This window comes from Mycobacterium sp. (genome assembly GCF_052143115.1).
Classification (GTDB): domain Bacteria; phylum Actinomycetota; class Actinomycetes; order Mycobacteriales; family Mycobacteriaceae; genus Mycobacterium.
Genome location: NZ_JBKQTQ010000052.1, coordinates 1 through 17,975 on the forward strand (window position 1 = coordinate 1; position 17,975 = coordinate 17,975).

At 64.2% G+C, this 17,975-nt stretch carries 12 protein-coding genes and 4 pseudogenes; 10 read left to right on the forward strand and 6 right to left on the reverse strand.

The window, feature by feature from the left end; genetic code table 11:
- Positions 1 to 117: 117 nt before the first annotated feature.
- The 3 genes and pseudogenes from ACLQI9_RS05645 to ACLQI9_RS05655 form a co-directional block, all read left to right on the forward strand.
- Positions 118 to 570, forward strand: a pseudogene (locus ACLQI9_RS05645) (beta-ketoacyl synthase N-terminal-like domain-containing protein); the annotation flags it as partial.
- A gap of 41 nt (positions 571 to 611) precedes the next feature.
- A complete protein-coding gene (locus ACLQI9_RS05650) occupies positions 612 to 1,031 on the forward strand; it encodes an MmpS family protein (protein WP_442380033.1) in 420 nt (139 codons plus the stop codon).
- A gap of 11 nt (positions 1,032 to 1,042) precedes the next feature.
- A pseudogene (locus ACLQI9_RS05655) lies at positions 1,043 to 3,865 on the forward strand (MMPL/RND family transporter); the annotation flags it as partial.
- Between the two features lie 622 nt (positions 3,866 to 4,487).
- Here ACLQI9_RS05655 and ACLQI9_RS05660 read toward each other — a convergent pair.
- Positions 4,488 to 6,227 carry an AMP-binding protein gene (locus tag ACLQI9_RS05660; RefSeq protein WP_442379990.1) on the reverse strand — a complete coding sequence of 580 codons (1,740 nt, stop codon included), beginning with the start codon at positions 6,225 to 6,227 and terminating at the stop codon, positions 4,488 to 4,490.
- Positions 6,228 to 6,260: 33 nt separating this feature from the next.
- Here ACLQI9_RS05660 and ACLQI9_RS05665 point away from each other — a divergent pair.
- Positions 6,261 to 6,521 (forward strand): annotated as a pseudogene (locus ACLQI9_RS05665) (type II toxin-antitoxin system antitoxin MazE5); the annotation flags it as partial.
- Positions 6,518 to 6,863: pseudogene (locus ACLQI9_RS05670) on the forward strand (type II toxin-antitoxin system PemK/MazF family toxin). The pseudogenes ACLQI9_RS05665 and ACLQI9_RS05670, both read left to right, overlap by 4 nt.
- A 199-nt stretch (positions 6,864 to 7,062) precedes the next feature.
- Here ACLQI9_RS05670 and ACLQI9_RS05675 read toward each other — a convergent pair.
- Positions 7,063 to 7,191 carry a hypothetical protein gene (locus tag ACLQI9_RS05675; protein WP_442379992.1) on the reverse strand — a complete coding sequence of 43 codons (129 nt, stop codon included), beginning with the start codon at positions 7,189 to 7,191 and terminating at the stop codon, positions 7,063 to 7,065.
- 110 nt (positions 7,192 to 7,301) lie between these two features.
- Between ACLQI9_RS05675 and ACLQI9_RS05680 the strand changes: the two genes are divergently transcribed.
- Positions 7,302 to 7,514, forward strand: coding sequence for a dodecin (locus tag ACLQI9_RS05680; RefSeq protein ID WP_442379993.1), 213 nt, complete (start codon positions 7,302 to 7,304; stop codon positions 7,512 to 7,514).
- Positions 7,515 to 7,522: 8 nt separating this feature from the next.
- On the opposite strand, the gene ACLQI9_RS05685 is transcribed toward ACLQI9_RS05680, so the two are convergent.
- Genes ACLQI9_RS05685 through mutA form a run of 4 tightly spaced genes read right to left on the reverse strand, consistent with a single transcriptional unit; the run spans position 7,523 to position 13,982 of the window.
- Complete coding sequence (locus tag ACLQI9_RS05685; protein WP_442379995.1) at positions 7,523 to 8,791, reverse strand: serine hydrolase domain-containing protein; 1,269 nt, start codon at positions 8,789 to 8,791, stop codon at positions 7,523 to 7,525.
- A gap of 43 nt (positions 8,792 to 8,834) precedes the next feature.
- Entirely contained in the window at positions 8,835 to 9,833 is a 999-nt protein-coding gene (gene meaB, locus ACLQI9_RS05690) for a methylmalonyl Co-A mutase-associated GTPase MeaB (protein ID WP_442379997.1), read from the reverse strand.
- A gap of 4 nt (positions 9,834 to 9,837) precedes the next feature.
- The gene (scpA, locus tag ACLQI9_RS05695; RefSeq protein WP_442391266.1) at positions 9,838 to 12,087 is read right to left on the reverse strand and encodes a methylmalonyl-CoA mutase; all 2,250 of its coding nucleotides are present in this window, start codon (positions 12,085 to 12,087) and stop codon (positions 9,838 to 9,840) included.
- Positions 12,088 to 12,092: 5 nt separating this feature from the next.
- A complete protein-coding gene (mutA, locus tag ACLQI9_RS05700; RefSeq protein ID WP_442391268.1) occupies positions 12,093 to 13,982 on the reverse strand; it encodes a methylmalonyl-CoA mutase small subunit in 1,890 nt (629 codons plus the stop codon).
- 201 nt (positions 13,983 to 14,183) lie between these two features.
- Between mutA and ACLQI9_RS05705 the strand changes: the two genes are divergently transcribed.
- From ACLQI9_RS05705 to ACLQI9_RS05720, 4 genes are read left to right on the forward strand one after another with little or no spacing between them, the layout of a single operon-like run.
- Positions 14,184 to 14,468: a FeoA family protein gene (locus ACLQI9_RS05705; protein ID WP_442380003.1), complete on the forward strand. Its 285-nt coding sequence runs from the start codon at positions 14,184 to 14,186 to the stop codon at positions 14,466 to 14,468.
- A complete protein-coding gene (feoB, locus tag ACLQI9_RS05710) occupies positions 14,465 to 16,378 on the forward strand; it encodes a ferrous iron transporter B (RefSeq protein WP_442380005.1) in 1,914 nt (637 codons plus the stop codon). Before ACLQI9_RS05705 ends, feoB begins: the two co-directional genes overlap by 4 nt.
- Entirely contained in the window at positions 16,375 to 16,953 is a 579-nt protein-coding gene (locus ACLQI9_RS05715; RefSeq protein WP_442380007.1) for a NifU family protein, read from the forward strand. Before feoB ends, ACLQI9_RS05715 begins: the two co-directional genes overlap by 4 nt.
- A gap of 47 nt (positions 16,954 to 17,000) precedes the next feature.
- On the forward strand, positions 17,001 to 17,762 hold the full coding sequence (locus tag ACLQI9_RS05720; protein ID WP_442380009.1) for a TVP38/TMEM64 family protein: 762 nt from the start codon (positions 17,001 to 17,003) through the stop codon (positions 17,760 to 17,762).
- The last annotated feature ends 213 nt before the right edge of the window (positions 17,763 to 17,975 follow it).

The following is a 17,975-nucleotide window of genomic DNA, read 5'->3' on the forward strand; positions in this document are numbered from 1 at the left end:
TGACCCACGCTCGGGCACGCCCAAACTGTGCTGTTGCTGTGAGGAGGGGAATTGGCTAGTTTCGACGCGACCGACGACCGCGCGCAGGGCCCAGAATCAGGCCATTCTTTGCTCGCTATGAACAAAACTCCCGCTACCCCGATTGCCGTTATCGGCATGGCCTGCCGACTTCCCCGCGGGATCGAATCGCCGGACCAGGTGTGGGAGGCGTTGCTGCGGGGCGATGACCTGGTCACCGAGGTTCCGCCCGACCGGTGGGACGCCGACGAGTACTACGACCCCGAGCCAGGCGTGCCGGGTCGGTCGGTGTCCCGGTGGGGCGCATTCCTGGACGACGTCGCCGGCTTCGATTCCGAGTTCTTCGGGATCAGCGAGCGGGAGGCGACCGCGATCGATCCGCAGCACCGCCTGCTGCTGGAAACCTCTTGGGAAGCCATGGAGCACGCCGGTCTCACCCCGAAAAGGGTGGCCGACTCGCTAACCGGCGTGTTCGTGGGATTGACACATTGCGACTACCAATTGGTGGCCGCCGATTCCCAAGCCATGGAGGGGCCGTACGGCTACGCCGGCTACGCTCCCACGACCAAAGGGGATTTGCTATTTTCAGTGTCCTGAACCGGTTGTGGATTCCGCTGGTTGTCTTGGTGGTAATCGGCGCTGGGGGATTTGCCGTGTCGCGACTCCATGGCATCTTCGCCTCTGAGAAAAGTCCGTCATATAGCGACGCCAAAAGTCAGGACAGCAACCCTTTTCACCCTACACACATGACTTACGAGGTCTTCGGCCCACCGGGGACCGTGGCCGACATCAGCTATTTCGATGTCAATTCTGATTCGCAGCGAATTGATGGAGTGAAGTTGCCGTGGTCGTTGCAGTTCACGACAACCTCGCCGGCGGTCGTGGGCGACATAGTGGCACAGGGCAATAGCGACAGCATTGGCTGCCGCATCGTGGTGAACGATAAGGTCCAAGCCGAAAGAATTTCGAACGAAGTTAACGCCTATACCTTCTGCGTGAAGAAGGCCGCATGAGCACCGAGCAGATGAGTAACGAACGCACCGAACCACCCGTCGTAGCGCGGACGATCCGCAGACTATCGGTGCCCATCATCCTTGCCTGGTTGGCGATCACTGCGTTCGTGAGTATCGGCGTTCCGTCACTGGAGCAGGTCGGGCAAGCAAATTCCGTCTCAATGAACCCCCAAGATGCGCCATCGCTGATTGCGGCGAAGCACATGGGTGAGGACTTCAAGGAATCCAATTCCGACAGTTTCGCGATGATCCTCTTGGAGGGTCAGCAGCCGCTCGGCGACGCTGCACACAAGTACTACGACCGCTTGATGCGGCAGTTTAAAGACGATCCGAAGCATGTGCAGCACATCCAGGATTCCTGGAGCGATCCACTCCAGGCAGCGAGCTTGCAAAGCGCCGATGGTAAGGCCGTATATGTTTTAGTGAGTCTCGCCGGTTACCAAGGCTCGGACTTGTCGAACGAATCTGTGCAGGCTGTCCAGAACATCGTGAAGCGGACGCCAGCTCCGCCTGGGGTCAAGGCCTATGTCACCGGCCCGTCGCCGCTCGTCGCGGATGTGAATCACAGCGGCAACAAATCCATGATCAAAATCATTGTGGTAACCGTCGCGGTGATCCTCACCATGTTGCTTCTTGTCTACCGCTCGGTCATTACCGTAACTCTGCTGCTGGTCACGGTCGGCATCGAATTAGCGGCGGCGCGGGGAGTGGTCGCGTTTCTCGCGAATGAAGGGCTTATTGGACTTTCGACTTTTGCCGTCAACCTGCTCACGTCGCTGGCGCTCGCGGCCGGAACGGACTATGGGATATTCTTCATCGGGCGGTATCAAGAGGCGCGTCAGGCCGGCAAGAATCGGGAAACGGCCTTCTATACCACTTACCGTGGGGTCGCTCCCGTCGTCTTGGGCTCTGGTTTGACTGTTGCCGGAGCGGTGTCTTGTCTCAGCTTTACCCGGATGCCCTATTTTCAAACCATGGCCGCCCCCTGCGCGGTGGGCATGGTCGTTACGGTCGCGGTCGCGCTCACACTGGTTCCGGCAGTTCTTATCGTAGGCAGCCGTTTCCGTCTGTTCGACAGCAGGCGGAAGATCAAGGTTCGTGGATGGCGACAGGTGGGCACAGCGATCGTCCGCTGGCCCGCGCCTATTTTGGCCGCCACATGTGCTCTCACCCTTGTCGGGCTACTGGCACTGCCGGGATACAAAACCAGCTACAACGACCGGGCGTATATACCCAAAGACATCCCTGCCAATATGGGATACGCGGCCTCAGAGCGCCATTATTCTGAGGCCCGAATGATGCCCGAAGTCCTGTTGATCGAGGCAGATCATGATATGCGCAATCCGGCAGACTTTCTCGTTCTGGACAAACTAGCCAAGGCTATCTTCCATGTGCCGGGTATCTCCAGGGTGCAGGCAATAACAAGACCCGACGGAACGCCGATCGAGCACACTTCGATACCGTTTCAGATCAGCATGCAAAACGCCGGCATGCTACAAAATATGAAGTATCAGCAGGACCGCATGAAGGACATGCTGGTGCAGGCTGACCTAATGGCGAAGTCGATCGCGACAATGAAGCGCATGTACGGCTTGATGGTACAGATGGCCGACACTACCCACCGCATGCTCGGCACAACGAAGGAAATGAAGATTGTCATCGACGAAATGCGAGACAATATCGCAAATTTTGACGATGTCTGGAGGCCGATTCGCAGCTACTTCTACTGGGAAAAGCACTGCTTCAGTATCCCCATATGCTATTCGCTGAGATCCATATTTGAGACAATGGACGGTGTCGACCAGATCAGCGAAAAGATGGACGCTCTCCTGGCGGACTTCGGCAACATGGATAAGATCATGCCGCAGTTGATCGCCCAGATCCCGCCGCAGATCGCGATGATGGAGTCCATGCGGACGATGATGCTGACCATGCATAGCACCATGTCCGGGGTCTTCGACCAGATGGATGAATTAGGCGGTAACGCGACCGCCATGGGGAAGGCGTTCGACGCCGCCAAAAACGACGACTCCTTCTACCTGCCGCCAGAAGTGTTCAATAACCCAGACTTCAAACGCGCCATGGACTCGTTCCTGTCATCGGACGGGAAGGCTGTACGTTTAATCATTTCGCATCTGGGCAATCCCGCGACGCCCGTGGGCGTCGCACGTATCGACCCGATAAAGACCGCGGCCAGGGAGTCGCTCAAGGGGACTCCTCTAGAGGGAGCCAAGATCTACCTTGGCGGCACCGCCTCGACCGTCAAGGACCTCTCCGACGGCGCCAAATACGATCTTTTGATCGCGGGGCTTTCTTCGCTGTGCCTCATTTTCATCATCATGCTGATCATCACGCGAGGTTTTGTCGCGGCGCTGGTTATCGTGGGCACGGTGGCGGTTTCGCTGGGCGCGTCCATCGGGCTGTCCGTGCTCGTCTGGCAGGATATTCTCGGCATCACATTGCACTGGCTCGTGCTCCCGATGTCCGTGATCATCCTTTTGGCCGTGGGGTCTGACTATAATCTGCTGCTCGTCTCCCGGTTCAAAGAGGAAATAGGAGCCGGAATCAATACGGGCATCATTCGTGCAATGGGCAGTACCGGCAAGGTCGTGACGTCCGCGGGCCTGGTGTTCGCGTTCACCATGGGCTCCATGGCGGTCAGCGACCTGCGAATTATCGGTCAGGTGGGAACCACTATCGGTCTGGGTCTGCTGTTCGACACGTTGATCGTGCGCTCCTTCATGACGCCGTCCATCGCAGCACTTCTCGGGCGCTGGTTCTGGTGGCCGCAACGAGTGCGGCCACGCCCGGCGCGTTATCTACTTCGTCCGGTTCGTGAACTGCTTGTGCGGGATGAATTCGTCTCGCCCACTCGGCCGAGCTCCAACGGCAAACACGCGATCGCGGGCCGGTCTGGCGTCACCGGAGGTTCGCCCCCCGCTTCGGGCAACGGCCATTGGGGCAACGGCCATTGGGGCAACGGCCATTCGGGCAACGGCCATTCGGGCAACGGCCAGCAGCGCGTTCGCCTGCAACTCGGCGCCGGGCTCGCAGCACCCGACGGGGCCCACCTGGCCGCACGGGTCGCCGAACTCGAAGACGAGCTATCCGCCGTACGCGAAAGCCTGCGCCGGGTCATCAGAACCCAAAACGGCCCACCACGACGCATACCTTCGCAGCCGCTCCCGCCCGCAGCCACACACTCCCACGTGCCTCACGGCACCTCGACGCACTCGCCGCACCACCCACCCCGACCCCCACGGGTTGACCCGGACCCGAGGGCCGGTTAAGACCGACGCGTGCCGAAGCGGTTTGTCTAGTGGTTCGCGAGTAGACCGGCCCCGTCATCCATTGGAGGCCGGTCAGATCGAACAGCGGTGCAGGGCTCGACATCGTCGCCGATTCCACAGCTTGCCAGGGCAAATTTCACACGCGCCACCTCGCTTGCGGCAATGTCTAAGCGTCCAAGCGGGTGAACTGATTCTGCTGGTAGTACTCGACACACGTTTGTCGTCTGACCTTGCCGCTTGTCGTGATGGGAATCGAACCCGGTGATACCACAACAAGATCCGCGCCGCCCAGACCGTGCGACTTCGATAGCGCCGAGGTGACGTCGCTCTTGATGACGCCGAGCTTGGCCATCGCATCCTCGTGGGAGTCGCCGCGCTTCTTGAGTTCGATGATGACGACGAGCTTTTCCGTGTGATCATCGGGAACCGAGATCGCCGCGCACCGGCCTCGAGTGATCTCTTGGATCGTCGCCTCGATGTCGTCGGGAGAGTGGTTACGGCCATACACGATCAAGAGGTCCTTGATGCGGCCGATAATGAACAACTCGCCGTCGGAGAAGACGCCCAAATCTCCGGTTCTCAGCCAAGGTCCCTCTGGGGTGCCCGGCGATGGATCGACCAGCTTCCCGCCGAACGTGCGCTCCGATGCCTGCGGGTTTCGCCAGTAGCCCTCGGCGACGTTGTCGCCGTGCACCCAGATCTCCCCGACCTTGCCGACCGGATTCTCCTCGCGGGTCTCCGGATCGACGATCAGCACCGTGGCCGCCCGAGGTACGCCGCAGCTCACCAGCTCCGCACCGCCTTTGTCTCCGCACGGCTCCGCATAGCCGGCCGACAGCTTCTCGTAGTCGAACCGGGCGATCGCCGGCGGCCGCCCCGGCGGGTTCGATGACGCGTACACCGTCGCCTCCGCGAGGCCATAACCCGGCCGCAACGCTGCGGCCGGAAGGTTGAACGGGGCGAACCGCTTGGTGAAACGCCTGATCGTCGCCGCGTGGACCCGTTCGGCACCGAAGGCGAAGGTGTGGACGTCGCCCAAGTCGAGCCCTTCCATGTCCTCGTCGGTGGTGCGTTTCACAGCCAGTTCATAAGCGAAGTTGGGTCCCCAAGTGTAGGTCCGGCTGTTGCGGGCCACCAACTGCATCCACCGGGCGGGGTTCTGCAGGAACGCCACCGGGCTCGTGAGGACGCCGCGGAGCCCTGCCAGAACCGGTAAGCAAATTCCCAACGCCAAACCCATGTCGTGATAGAAGGGCAGCCACGAGACAACCGTGGTGTCCGGCGGTGGAACCTTACCGCGATCTTCGAAAGTGTCGGAGATCAACTGCGCGAAATTCGCCATGACGTTTCGGTGCGTCACCATGACACCGGCGGGCTGACGAGTCGATCCGGACGTGTATTGCAAATACGCCGTGCCCGCGTGATTCTCGCGTCTGGTTCCGGATCCGTTCCGAGAGTCGAGGTCCAGCAAGTCAACCTCGACGACCGATGGAGCAGGACCATCGGGCTGCGGCTCAACATACTCGGCGACATTGCCCATGACAGCGGACGTCGTGAGAATCACGGACGGCGATGCGTCGCGCAGCACCGAACGAACACGCTCATCGCTGGCGCCGCCCAGCGGAACCGAAAGCGGAACCGCGATAAATCCCGCCTGCAATGCGCCCAGGAAAGCAGCGATGTAGTCCAGTCCCTGCGGCGCCAAAATGACCGCCCGGTCACCGGTAGACCCGCAATCTTTGAGCTCTTGCGCGAGGTTCAGCGTTCGTCGATACAGCTGCGACCACGTCAGGTTTTCTGCAACGCCGTCCCAGTCCTGCTCGTAATCGATAAACGTGAACGCGGTGTCATTGGGCTGCAGACTGGCGCGCTCCCGCAGCACGCCAGGAATGGAGGGCTCAATCACAGGCGTCACTCTACCGTCACCGTCACCACCGGGGCTGAGACGCAAGCAGACCCCTACAGCGCACTGTGGCATCGCATACGGTTGAGCACGACTGTGAACGCTGAGCTGCTGACCAGCGCGCGCAGCCTGCGGTCAGGGATAACTGACGCGGCCCTCGTCGATGAGGCTCTCGGGGCATTACTCGCTCGTCATCGATCGGCCGAGGTGGACGCGAGCTACGACGAGCACCCGGCCGATGAGCCCGACGAGTGGGGCGACCTGGCATCGTGGCGCCGGGCGGCGAGCGCCTCGTGAGTGCGCTTCCCGCACGCGGGGAGGTGTGGTGGTGCGAGATGGCCGAGATCGGCCGACATCCAGTGGTTGTGCTGTCGCGTGACGCGGCAATCCCCCGGCTTTGACACGTACTCGTCGCACCGTGCACCACGACCATCCGGGGACTCGCTAGCGAGGTTGTTCTGGAACCCGGTTCCGACCCGATCCCCCCGCCGTTCGGTGGTGAATCTGGACTCGGTCGAAAGTGTCTCAGTCGCAGTATTGGTCAGCCGACTCGGTCGGCTTGCCGACACCCGAATGCGCGCCATCTACGCAGCTCTTGAGGTGGCGGTCGACTGCACTGGATCAGGTTCTCGCCGCTAGGGCCGCCGGCGGGCCGCCGCAGTCCCGCCAACCGACGCGCTAGCGGGCTCGCCCACCGCACATGGCAATGACGACGCGTCAAGCGCGTCAACGTGACCCCAGACAGGGATCACCCGCCGAATTTGTCGTGCACACCGTCGAGAGCAGCCGTGGCCGCGTCATGATCCACCAACCGACTGACCGTTGGCAGGCTGTCTAACTACGCTGGCAGCGACGTGCGCTCGAGTTCCTCGCAGATCGCAGCCTGCGTCAATGCCGACAAATCCAATCCACGCGAACCGGCCTGTTCCGCCAGCCAATCCGGCACATACACGTTCAGCCAGGCCATACCCAGTTTTATACACACCGGATGTCGGTTGCATCTCGTTGCCATCAACAAGCGTGCACATGACGTGCGTGCTGGTTACTGTTGCCCCGCCGATCGGAGAAAGGGACGTCATGACCAACCACACCTACCGGGTGATCGAGATAGTCGGTACATCACCCGACAGCGTCGACGCAGCGATCCGCAACGGCCTGGTCCGAGCGGCCAAGACGACACGCGGACTGGACTGGTTCGAGGTGCAGTCCGTCCGCGGCCACCTGGAAAACGGGACTCTCGCACACTTTCAGGTGACGCTGAAAGTCGGCTTCCGACTAGAGAGCGCTTAGCAGACCGGTTAGCCCGCAACGGCGCCGGGCTCGGGGAAAGGTGAGCCGAAGTCGGCCACCCTCTCGAACCCGTGTTTACGCGCCTCGGCGGCGCCTCGGCGCATCATGGCGTGCACTGCGACGAACCCGGTGTGGTCGAGCAGCACGAATGGCGACAGCAGGCGGTTGTGGACGAATGCGAATGCCAACCCGCTAGCCGGGTCGGCCCAACCGAGCGAACCGCCCAGCCCGGCATGGCCGAATCCGGGCATCACGCCCGGAACGAAAATGGTGTGGTAGCCGAGGTGGAATGACAACGGCACCACAAGGTTACGGTCCAATCGCAGGCTTAGCCGACCGGTCAGACCTCTTACCAATTCGGGTGACAGGAACCGGATGCCTTCGATCTCGCCACCATTGGCGATAGCACCGTACATCCGGGCCAGCCCTCGGGCCGTCACCACGCCGTTCGCCGCGGGGATCTCGGCGTCCAGCAACGGAATATCTCCTTGGACAACCGCCTTCATGCCCGGGAAGTACATCGCGCCGAATCCGGCGGACGCCTGGAGCTCGGCAATCTTGGGCGCGACCCAGTTGAAGAACGGATTGGGAATTGCGCTCTGCGGCATGATGATCTGCGCGGCCCTGGTCGGTGCCTCGACAGGCGGCCGGCCCAGATGCAACCCGTCGGTGTGCAGCGGCTCGGCCAGCTCCTGACGGATCAGGTCGCGCATACCCTTGCCAGTAACCGCCCGGGCCAGCCCTGACAACAGCCAGCCGTAGGTCAGCGCATGGTAGGCAGGTCTGCCGAGCGAGTATCCCGGCGGCGCGGCCGCCAGCCGCTGTTCCATCAATTTGTGATCCAACAAGTCTTTCTTGCTGGCGCCGCGCAATGCCGATAACCCGGCCCGGTGCCGCATCACCTGGCGCACGGTGATGTTTTGTTTGCCATTGGCGCCGAACTCCGGCCAATACTCGGCGACCGGCGCGTCGTAGTCGATCACACCGCGGTCGACGAGTCGGTGGATGACGGTCGAGGCCATCCCCTTGGTCGCCGAGAACACCATCGAGCCGGTGTCCGCCGACCACGGCACTCGTCCGCGCCGGTCCGCCCACCCGGTCCACACGTCGACGACGGGTTCCCCGTCGAGATAGACGGCCAGCGCCCCGCCGCCGAATCGGCGGCCCGGGAACATGCTGGCGAAGCTGCGCACCGCGCAGGCAAAGTGTGGATCGGCCGCGCCGTGAACACCGCCCGGCAGCACTGACCGGCGATTGCCCACCACTTCGAGGGTCATACCATGCGAATTTACCGTTCCCGTTCGGCAAACAACGTGAAATTTACCTTTCCGTTATCGATGCGAGCTTAAGTATTTGCTGAGCTGCCATGGCCGGCGTTAATTCCCCAGCCAGCACCTGGCGCTCCACCTCTGCGCGGCCTTTGCGCACTGCAGGGTTGGACAGCACCCGGTCCAACACCGTGTCCCGCACCATCTGCCAAGTCCAGTCGACCTGTTGGGCTCGCCGCCGTGCCTCGAATTCCCCTCCCGCGGTAAGCACTTGACGATGCCGCTCGACGGCATCCCACAACTCCTCCAGCCCCGTGCCCTCCAACGCACTCATGGTGAGAACCGGTGGACGCCAAAGGGTTTCGCGCGGATGGATCAACCGGATTGCTCCGGCAAGTTCGCGTGCTGCTGAGCGCGCCTCGCCAAGGTGCTCACCGTCGGCTTTGTTCACCACGACGATGTCTGCGAGCTCCAGCACGCCTTTCTTGATCCCCTGCAGCTGATCGCCGGTGCGCGCCAGGGTCAGGAAGACGAAGGTGTCGACCATATTGGCCACCGCCACCTCGGATTGGCCGACGCCAACTGTCTCCACCAGGATCACGTCGAACCCGGCGGCCTCCATCAGCACGATGGTTTCCCGGGTGGCCTTGGCCACCCCGCCGAGCGTGCCCGATGTCGGTGACGGGCGGATATAGGCGTCCGCATGCACCGCCAGCCGCGGCATCCGGGTCTTGTCGGCCAGGATCGATCCGCCGGTGCGGGTCGACGACGGGTCGACGGCCAGCACCGCCACCCGATGTCCCCGTTCGATCAGGTACATGCCGAGCGCCTCGACGATCGTCGACTTACCCACGCCGGGAACCCCGGTGATGCCGACATGCAGACCAGTCCCGGCGTCCGGCATCAGCGCCAGCAAGAGCCGCTGCGCCTGCTCGCGATGGTCGGGGCGGGTGGACTCCACCAGGGTGATGGCCCGCGGCAGCGCCGCACGGTCGCGGCTGCGGACAGCGGCCGCGAGTTTGTCCACGCTGTCGCGGTTTTCGGTTGGCATCCGGCTAGAGGGTGTACCCGCGGCGCTCGGCCAGCTTGTTCAGCAGATCGATTGCGGCGTCGGCGATCACCGTGCCGGGCGGGAAGATCGCCGCGGCCCCGGCGGCATACAACTCATCAAAGTCGGCCGGCGGGATGACGCCGCCGACCACGATCATAATGTCCGGGCGGCCCGCCTCGGCCAACGCGTCTCGCAGCGCAGGCACCAGGGTCAGGTGGCCGGCCGCCAGTGAGGAGACCCCGACCACATGCACGTCGTTGTCCGCCGCTTGGCGGGCCACCTCGTCCGGTGTGGAGAACAGCGCCCCGACATCGACGTCGAAACCGATGTCCGCGAAGGCCGTTGCGATCACCTTCTGACCACGGTCGTGGCCGTCCTGCCCCATCTTGGCCACCAGAATCCTCGGGCGGCGACCCTCGGCCTCGGCGAACTTTTCGACGAGTTCGGTGGCGGAAACCATGTTGCCGGCCTTTCCAGCTTCGTCGCGGTAAACCCCGGCGATAGTACGGATCTCCGCCTGGTGCCGCCCGTACACCTTCTCCAGTGCATCGGAGATCTCACCGACGGTGGCCTTGGCCCGAGCTGCGTCGATGGCCAGCGCCAATAGATTGTTGCCCAATCCGTCTTCGCCGGCCCGGCCGTGCGCAGCGGCGGCACGTGCCAACTCGGCCAAGGCGGCGTCAACCGCCTGCTGGTCCCGATTTGCCCGCAGCTCTTGCAGTTTGGCCAGCTGTTCGGCACGCACCCGGCTGTTCTCGACCTTGAGGACCTCGACCTCCTGGTCCTCTTCGACCTGGTACTTGTTGATCCCGATCACCGGCTGGGTCCCGGAGTCGATGCGGGCCTGAGTGCGCGCGGCCGCCTCCTCGATGCGCAGCTTCGGAATACCGTCGCTGATGGCCTGCGCCATCCCGCCGTGCTCGGCGACCTCGGCGATGTGGGCACGCGCCCGCTGCGCCAGCTGATAGGTCAACCACTCCAGGTAGTAGGAGCCCGCCCAGGGATCGATCGGCCTGGTGGTACCGGACTCCTGCTGCAGCAACAGCTGGGTGTTGCGGGCGATCCGTGCGGAAAAGTCCGTCGGCAGCGCCAGCGCCTCGTCGAGCGCGTTGGTGTGCAGCGACTGGGTGTGGCCCTGGGTTGCGGCCATCGCCTCGATGCAGGTGCGCGCGACGTTGTTGAAGGCGTCCTGGGCGGTCAACGACCAGCCCGACGTCTGCGAATGCGTGCGCAGCGACAGCGATTTGGAACTCTTGGGGTTGAACTGCGCGACCAGCTCGCTCCACAGCAGCCGCCCGGCCCGCAGCTTGGCGACCTCCATGAAGAAGTTCATCCCGATGCCCCAGAAGAAGGACAGCGGGGGGGCGAACTTATCGATGTCGAGCTCGGCGTCCAGGCCCGCCTTGATGTAGTCCACGCCGTCGGCCAGCGTATAGGCAAGCTCCAAATCTGCTGTGGCGCCCGCTTCTTGGATGTGATAGCCGGAGATCGAGATCGAGTTGAACTTCGGCATCTTGGCGCTGGTGTAACCGAAGATGTCGGAGATGATGCGCATCGACGGCTTGGGCGGATAGATGTAGGTGTTGCGGACCATGAACTCTTTGAGGATGTCGTTCTGGATAGTGCCGGCCAGCTTCTCCGGCGGCACCCCCTGCTCCTCGGCGGCCACCACGTAGAGCGCCAGGATCGGCAGCACCGCACCGTTCATGGTCATCGACACCGACACCGTCGATAGGTCGATGCCGTCGAACAGTTGCCGCATGTCCAAGATGGAATCGATTGCCACACCGGCCATTCCGACGTCGCCCTGCACGCGGGGATGGTCGGAGTCGTAGCCGCGGTGGGTGGCCAGGTCGAAGGCCACCGATAGCCCCTTCTGGCCGGCGGCAAGGTTGCGGCGATAGAACGCATTGGATTCCGCGGCGGTGGAGAACCCGGCGTATTGGCGGATTGTCCAGGGCTGGTTGACATACATCGTCGGGTACGGGCCGCGCACAAACGGCGGCTCGCCCGGGAAACTGTTCAGCGGATAGCCGTCTGCCTCGATAGCCGCACGATCCGCGGCGATGTACACCGGTTTGACGTCGATGTCTTCCGGCGTATGCCAAATCAGCTGGTCCGGCGTGTACGAGGACGCTGCCGCGGCAGCAGCGACGTGTTTTTCCACTGCGGCTTCGGTTGGCGGCGCCACGCCGTGCTGGCCGTGCAGCGGCACATCGGCGAAGCTGCCGAAAACAGGTGCAGTGGTCGTCATCGTGACTACGCTCCCAACCGGGTGAGCAGACTCGAGAGCGCCTCGACCGCATCGATTTTCGCTGTCAGAAACTCGTCGGGTCGATGTTCTGGATTGGGTGTCTCCGCTACCGCCTTCTCGGGTCCCGCCAGGCAGACGTGCGAAACCCCCGCACGACGTGCCGCCTCGACGATCTCAGCCGCCTCGGTGCCGTATCGGGTGTCGGTGCCGCAGATGACCGCTACCGTGGGCGACCCTGCATCGGAAACCGCCCGTGCGACACCATCGGCATCGACTGTCCCTGGGTTGATCGCCTCGATACCACCCGAGGTAAGCAAATTCGACGCGAAGGTCGTTCGAATGTTGTGCTCGGCCAACGGTCCCAGCGGCAGTAGCAGCGCCCGCGGCCGCGAACCGTTATCGGCGAGGTACACGTCCGAACGGTCTCGCAGCGCTTCGAACCCGGCCGCATACCGCAACAAATTGCCTGCGGCAAGCGGAGTGCCCGGCGAATCGCTTTGCGGCAGAGGCGGTTCGCTCAGATTCGGGAATTCGCTGACGCCGGTGACCGCGGTCCTGCGATGCGCGATGTCGTCGGTGCGCTTGGCCGCGACCTCGGCGATTTGGCCGGCGATGTGGTCGCGGGCGTCGACGAATCCGCCGTGCGCCTCGATGGCCTGGAAATGCTCCCAGGCCTGCTGCGCCAGCTGCTCGGTCAGGTCCTCGACGAACCACGACCCGCCGGCCGGGTCCAGCACGCGGCCAACGTGTGACTCTTCCAGCAGCAGCAACTGGACGTTTCGGGCCATTCGGCGCGCGAAGCTCGTTGCCATGCCGGGGAATCCGCCCGGAATGGCCACGTCGAACGGGAGTACCAGGACCGTGTCGGCGCCGCCGACCCCCGCGCCGAACGCCGCCAGGGTGCTGCGCAACATATTCACCCACGGGTCGCGCTGCGTCATCATCGGCAGCGACGTCTCCGCATGCACCACAGCCGCGCCGCTCTGCGGATCACCGACGACGTCGGCAACCCTGGCCCACAGTTGACGCGCAGCGCGCATCTTGGCCAGCGTCATGAACTGATCGTCGTCGGCGGCCAGCCGAAAGCTGATCTGCCGTAGCGCATCGCCCAGCGAGACGCCGGCCTCGATGAGCGTTCGCACGTAGGCCACCGCGGCCGCGATGCTGCCGGCAAGTTCCCACGCGGCATTGGCGCCCAGATTGTGGAAGGCGGGCCCGTCGACCACGATCGCCCGCACCCCGTGCTGGCCGGCGACCCGGGTAGCCACAGCGACGACATCCTCGAGCGGCGGAACCGGACGGCCACTGAGCAGCGCCGTCAGCGGGTCGGCGCCCAGGTCGACCGACAGGGTGCCGCGCTGATCGGGTTCCACCTCGGCGACCAGCGCTAACAGCGCGTCGCCGGCCGCGGAGTAGTCGGCGCCGGCATCGAGGATGACCGGCGCCATGCTCAGGTACACGCCGTCGAGCACCTTCTCCAGCTGGGTCGGTGCCACACCGGACTCCCCCACCCGGATCAGCAGCGCGCTGGCGCCTTCACTGAGCGCTGCCAAGACTGCGGTGTTGACGTCTTCGGCTGCCACCCCGGGCACCGCTTGGGCCGGAAACGCCTCGGCGACCTTCCAACCGGACTTGACGTCGCGCAGCGCGTCGCCGCCGCGCAGGTACGGCCACTCGCCCGGCAACGGCGGTTCCGGCAGCGCATCCAGCGCGGTGTACAGCGGATGGATGGCAAAGCCCTCGTAGGTCTGACTGTCGAGCAGCCGCTCGGGTTCGGGCCCAAGCTCGTCAGCGTCGCGCCGTGTGCTCTTGGCCAGCACGCCCGCCACCGCCGTGCGCCATCGGGCGCGGCCTTCCGCCAAATCGGCGGGTTCGGCGGACACATCGGCTGACACCGAAAGCTCCTCTGTCGCAGGATGTGGCGGCCCTCGCGCTGGCCTGCCACCCGACCACCAGGCTAAATGATGGCCGGCGGCACCGTGGAATCGCCCGGCGCTAACACCCGGTGGGCGACCGGACCGGGCCTGTGAAGCCCGACGGGCTGTGAAAGTTAGGTATACCTAACTAAGGTAAGAACGGCTAATGTTGGACCGATAATGGCTACTCCGGCGCAGCGCGCACCCGATCAATCCGGATCGGTAATCGTGCTTGCCCAGCTGCCGCCCGGCGGGCGGGCAACGGTGGTGGGCACCGTGCCGCAGGCGACCTCCGCGGTGGCAAGCCGACTAGTCCAATTGGGCTTTCGCGCGAGGGCCCAGGTCGACGTGATCCGTCGCGCACCGCTGGGCGACCCGACCATCTACCGGGTTCAGGACACCGAACTGTGCCTGCGCCGCCGCGAGGCGCAGCTGATCGAAGTCGTTCCCGAACCGGACCAATGACCGCCTGCCATGACGTGGATGCCGGGCCGGTCACCGTCGCCGGTATCCGGCGAGTTGCGTTGGTGGGCAGCCCCAATGCCGGTAAGACCAGCGTCTTCAACCACCTGACCGGGTTGCGCGCCAAGACCGGCAACTATCCAGGCGTCACCGTCGGACGCAGCGTCGGCACCACCACCGTGGACGGCGTGGCGATCGCCGTGGAAGACCTGCCCGGCACCTACAGCCTCGACCCGATCAGCCCGGACGAGCAGGTGGTGACCGACCTGCTAACCGGCAAATACCCGGACATCGACCGGCCCGACGCGGTGGTGCTGGTCGCCGACTCGACCACGCTGCGTCGCTCGATCATGCTGATCGGCCAGGTGCTACGGCTGGACCTGCCGTGCCTGCTGACGCTGACCATGGGCGACGAGTTGACCTCCCGCGGCGGCCGGATCGACGTCGAGGCGTTGTCGACGGCGCTCGGTGTTCCGGTGGTCGCGGTCGTCGGGCACCATGGGTCGGGCATCGACGGCCTGCGGGCACAACTGGCGTCCTTCGTGCAGTGGCAACGCCCGCCGATCTTTCCCCCGTCCGGCCAGCAAGCCATCGACGCCTGGGGGCAGTCGGTGCTCGATGCGGCTGATTACGTTGCGCCGCAACCAGATCGGCGCACCCGCAGGATCGACAGGGTGCTGCTGCACCCGCTGTGGGGCACCGTCATCTTTTTCGCCGTGATGTTCTATTTCTTTCAAGTCCTGTTCACCGCCGCCGCGCCACTGCGGGACGGGATCGCCAGGGCGCTGACCTGGCTGGGCGGCCAGGTTGCCGAGTACATCGGTAATCCGATCATCCGGGGTCTGCTCAGCCAGGGGATTATCGGCGGAGTCGGCACCGTGCTGCAATTCATCCCGCAGATCGTGTTGCTTTTCCTGCTGCTCGCGTTTCTGGAGAACATCGGCTACATGTCGCGCGCGGCGTTCTTGATGGACCGGGTCATGGCCAAGACCGGGCTGGAGGGCCGCGCCTTCGTCGCGATGCTCTCGTCGTTCGCCTGCGCCATCCCGGGCATCATGGCGACCCGGACGTTGCCGTCGTCGCGCGATCGGATCGCGACCATCGTCACCGCGCCGTTGATGACCTGCTCGGCCCGGCTGCCGGTATACACGTTGCTGGTCGGTCTGCTGGTGGCGCCGCAAACGCGATGGTGGGGGCTCACCGCACAGGGCGTCACGATGTTCCTGCTCTACCTGGGCGGCGGGATGTCCTCGCTGATCGCAGCCTTGCTGGTCAAGTCCACGATCCTGCGCGGCGATCTGCTGCCGTTCACCATGGAGCTTCCGCCCTACCGACTTCCGTCCCCGCAGGCGATGCTGGCCGCGATGTGGAGTGCGGCCAAGGTGTTTTTGCGTAAGGCGGGAACCATCATCCTGGCCACATCTTTGGTTCTGTGGGCGCTGCTCAATCTGCCGCTTCGCGAGGCGGAAACCCGGGGGCTGTCCCCGACCGACTCGACCGCCTATGTGATGAATCACAGCTACGCCGCCGACGTCGGCAGGGCTATCGCGCCGGTGTTCACACCGCTGGGCTTCGACTGGCGCACCGACGTCGCCCTGCTCGGTTCACTCTCGGCGCGCGAAGTGTTCGTCTCCACCCTGGGTCAGGTGTCGGCGGCGACAGACCCTGGCCACCCACGTCGAGCGTTGGCCACCATGACTGACAATCACGGCCAACGGGTGTTCACCGCGCCGACCGTCATCGCGTTGATGGTCTATTTCATGTTCGCCTTGCAGTGCATGTCGACCATCGCCGTGATGCGACGCGAGACCAACTCGTGGCGATGGCCGGCGTTCGCGTTCTCCTACATGTTTGTCCTCGCATGGGTGATGGCGTTTGTCGCCCGGTCGATTGCGGTAGGCCTGGGCGCATGATTCCTCTTCACGCCACTGCCACCGCGGACCCGCAACAGCTGCGCTGGGTGATCGCCGCCGACGGGCTGCCGCCCGCCGGCACCGTCCGCCAGGCCCCTGGCCGTCTCGGCGCCTTGGTGGATAGCGGGGTGATCGACGAGATGGTGGTCCGCACCGCCCTGAACAAAGGCGAAGTGTTGATCACCCTTAGCGCCGGCAATAGCTGGCGAGAGCTGGGCGATGACATCCGCGAGGCACTCAGCGACGCCCTGCTCAACCCGGCCGGATGGCGGGTTGACGCCTCAGACAACACCTCGCAGCTGGCGGCGATCGCCGCGGAGCTGCTGGCCGGTCCGATCGGCGCACTCGCCGAATCGCACGGCGGATCGATCGAATTGGTTTCGGTGGTCGGCGAGACCGTGACCGTTCGGATGTCGGGCGCGTGCCACGGGTGCCTGGCCGCAGGCTCTACCCTGCACGACAAGCTACAGCGCGAACTGCGCCGCCGGGCAGGTCAACAGGTGGCTGTTGTGAGCGAAAACGAGTCGGCTGCAATGCCATTGGGTAGGAAGTTGCTGTCGTTACTGATCCGCTGAAGTACGTGCCACGCGCTGTTCACCGGTGGGCCGTACTCTTGAGTCCCGTGACGGCGCCCGCCACCAGCAGAATCACCGACGCGCTGCGCGGCTTGGCCGCCGCAGTCGTCGCGACGACGCGTCAGATGTCCAGGCCGCGGATGGTCGTCACGGGTGCGGTGATCGCCATCATGATCGCGGTGGCGTTGCTGGTTCCGCTGCCCACCGCGGTGCAGATGCGGGACTGGGCGACCTCGTGGGGCCCGTGGTTCCCGTTGGCTTTTCTGGCCGCCCACATCGTGGTGACGGTATTCCCCTTCCCCCGCACGGCGTTCACCTTGGCGGCCGGTCTGCTATTCGGGCCGCTGCTCGGGGTGACGCTAGCGGTGGCGGCCAGCACGGCCAGCGCGGTGATTGCGCTGGTGTTGGTCCGGGCGGCCGGCTGGCAACTCAGCCGCCTGGTTCGCCACCAGGCCGTCGAGACGCTCGACACCCGTCTTCGCGACCGCGGTTGGATTGCCGTCATGTCACTGCGGTTGATCCCCGCGGTGCCGTTTTCGGTACTGAACTATGCCGTCGGCGCGTCAGCCGTGCGGGTGCTGCCCTACACATTGGCGACGCTGGCCGGCATGCTTCCCGGGACGGCGGCCGTGGTGATCTTGGGCGACGCGCTCACCGGTCACGTCAGCCCGTTGCTGTTTCTGGTGTCGCTGTGCACGGGCATCGCCGGGCTTGCGTTGTTGGCTTACGAAATACGGCACCACCGGCGGCATAAAACTGCACCGGTGACGGAAATCGACGTTGTGGGCGAGCCCGCGCTTCGCGGGTAACCGGCCTTCCGCCTCGCTGCAGACAACCCGCGCGAACAATGATTTCGGCCTACACTCGAGAGTCGTAGCAATTCGCAGCGTCAAGACAATGGCGTCGCCGTTGCCATTGCGACGATGCGTCCGAGCCCAGCCGCCCGGGAGCTGTTAGTCACCGTGGTGAAAGTCTGGGAGGAGAACAGAAATGGACGGCAAACGCTTAGCCGCCGCGGCTCG

Bases quoted from the DNA above. Each gene is read 5' to 3' on its own strand.
- ACLQI9_RS05675 (WP_442379992.1), bottom strand. From the start codon at position 7,191: ATGGCCTGGCTGAACGTGTATGTGCCGGATTGGCTGGCGGAACAGGCC.
- ACLQI9_RS05680 (WP_442379993.1), top strand. From the start codon at position 7,302: ATGACCAACCACACCTACCGGGTGATCGAGATAGTCGGTACATCACCC.
- ACLQI9_RS05685 (WP_442379995.1), bottom strand. From the start codon at position 8,791: ATGACCCTCGAAGTGGTGGGCAATCGCCGGTCAGTGCTGCCGGGCGGT.
- meaB (WP_442379997.1), bottom strand. From the start codon at position 9,833: ATGCCAACCGAAAACCGCGACAGCGTGGACAAACTCGCGGCCGCTGTC.
- scpA (WP_442391266.1), bottom strand. From the start codon at position 12,087: ATGACGACCACTGCACCTGTTTTCGGCAGCTTCGCCGATGTGCCGCTG.
- ACLQI9_RS05705 (WP_442380003.1), top strand. From the start codon at position 14,184: ATGGCTACTCCGGCGCAGCGCGCACCCGATCAATCCGGATCGGTAATC.
- feoB (WP_442380005.1), top strand. From the start codon at position 14,465: ATGACCGCCTGCCATGACGTGGATGCCGGGCCGGTCACCGTCGCCGGT.
- ACLQI9_RS05715 (WP_442380007.1), top strand. From the start codon at position 16,375: ATGATTCCTCTTCACGCCACTGCCACCGCGGACCCGCAACAGCTGCGC.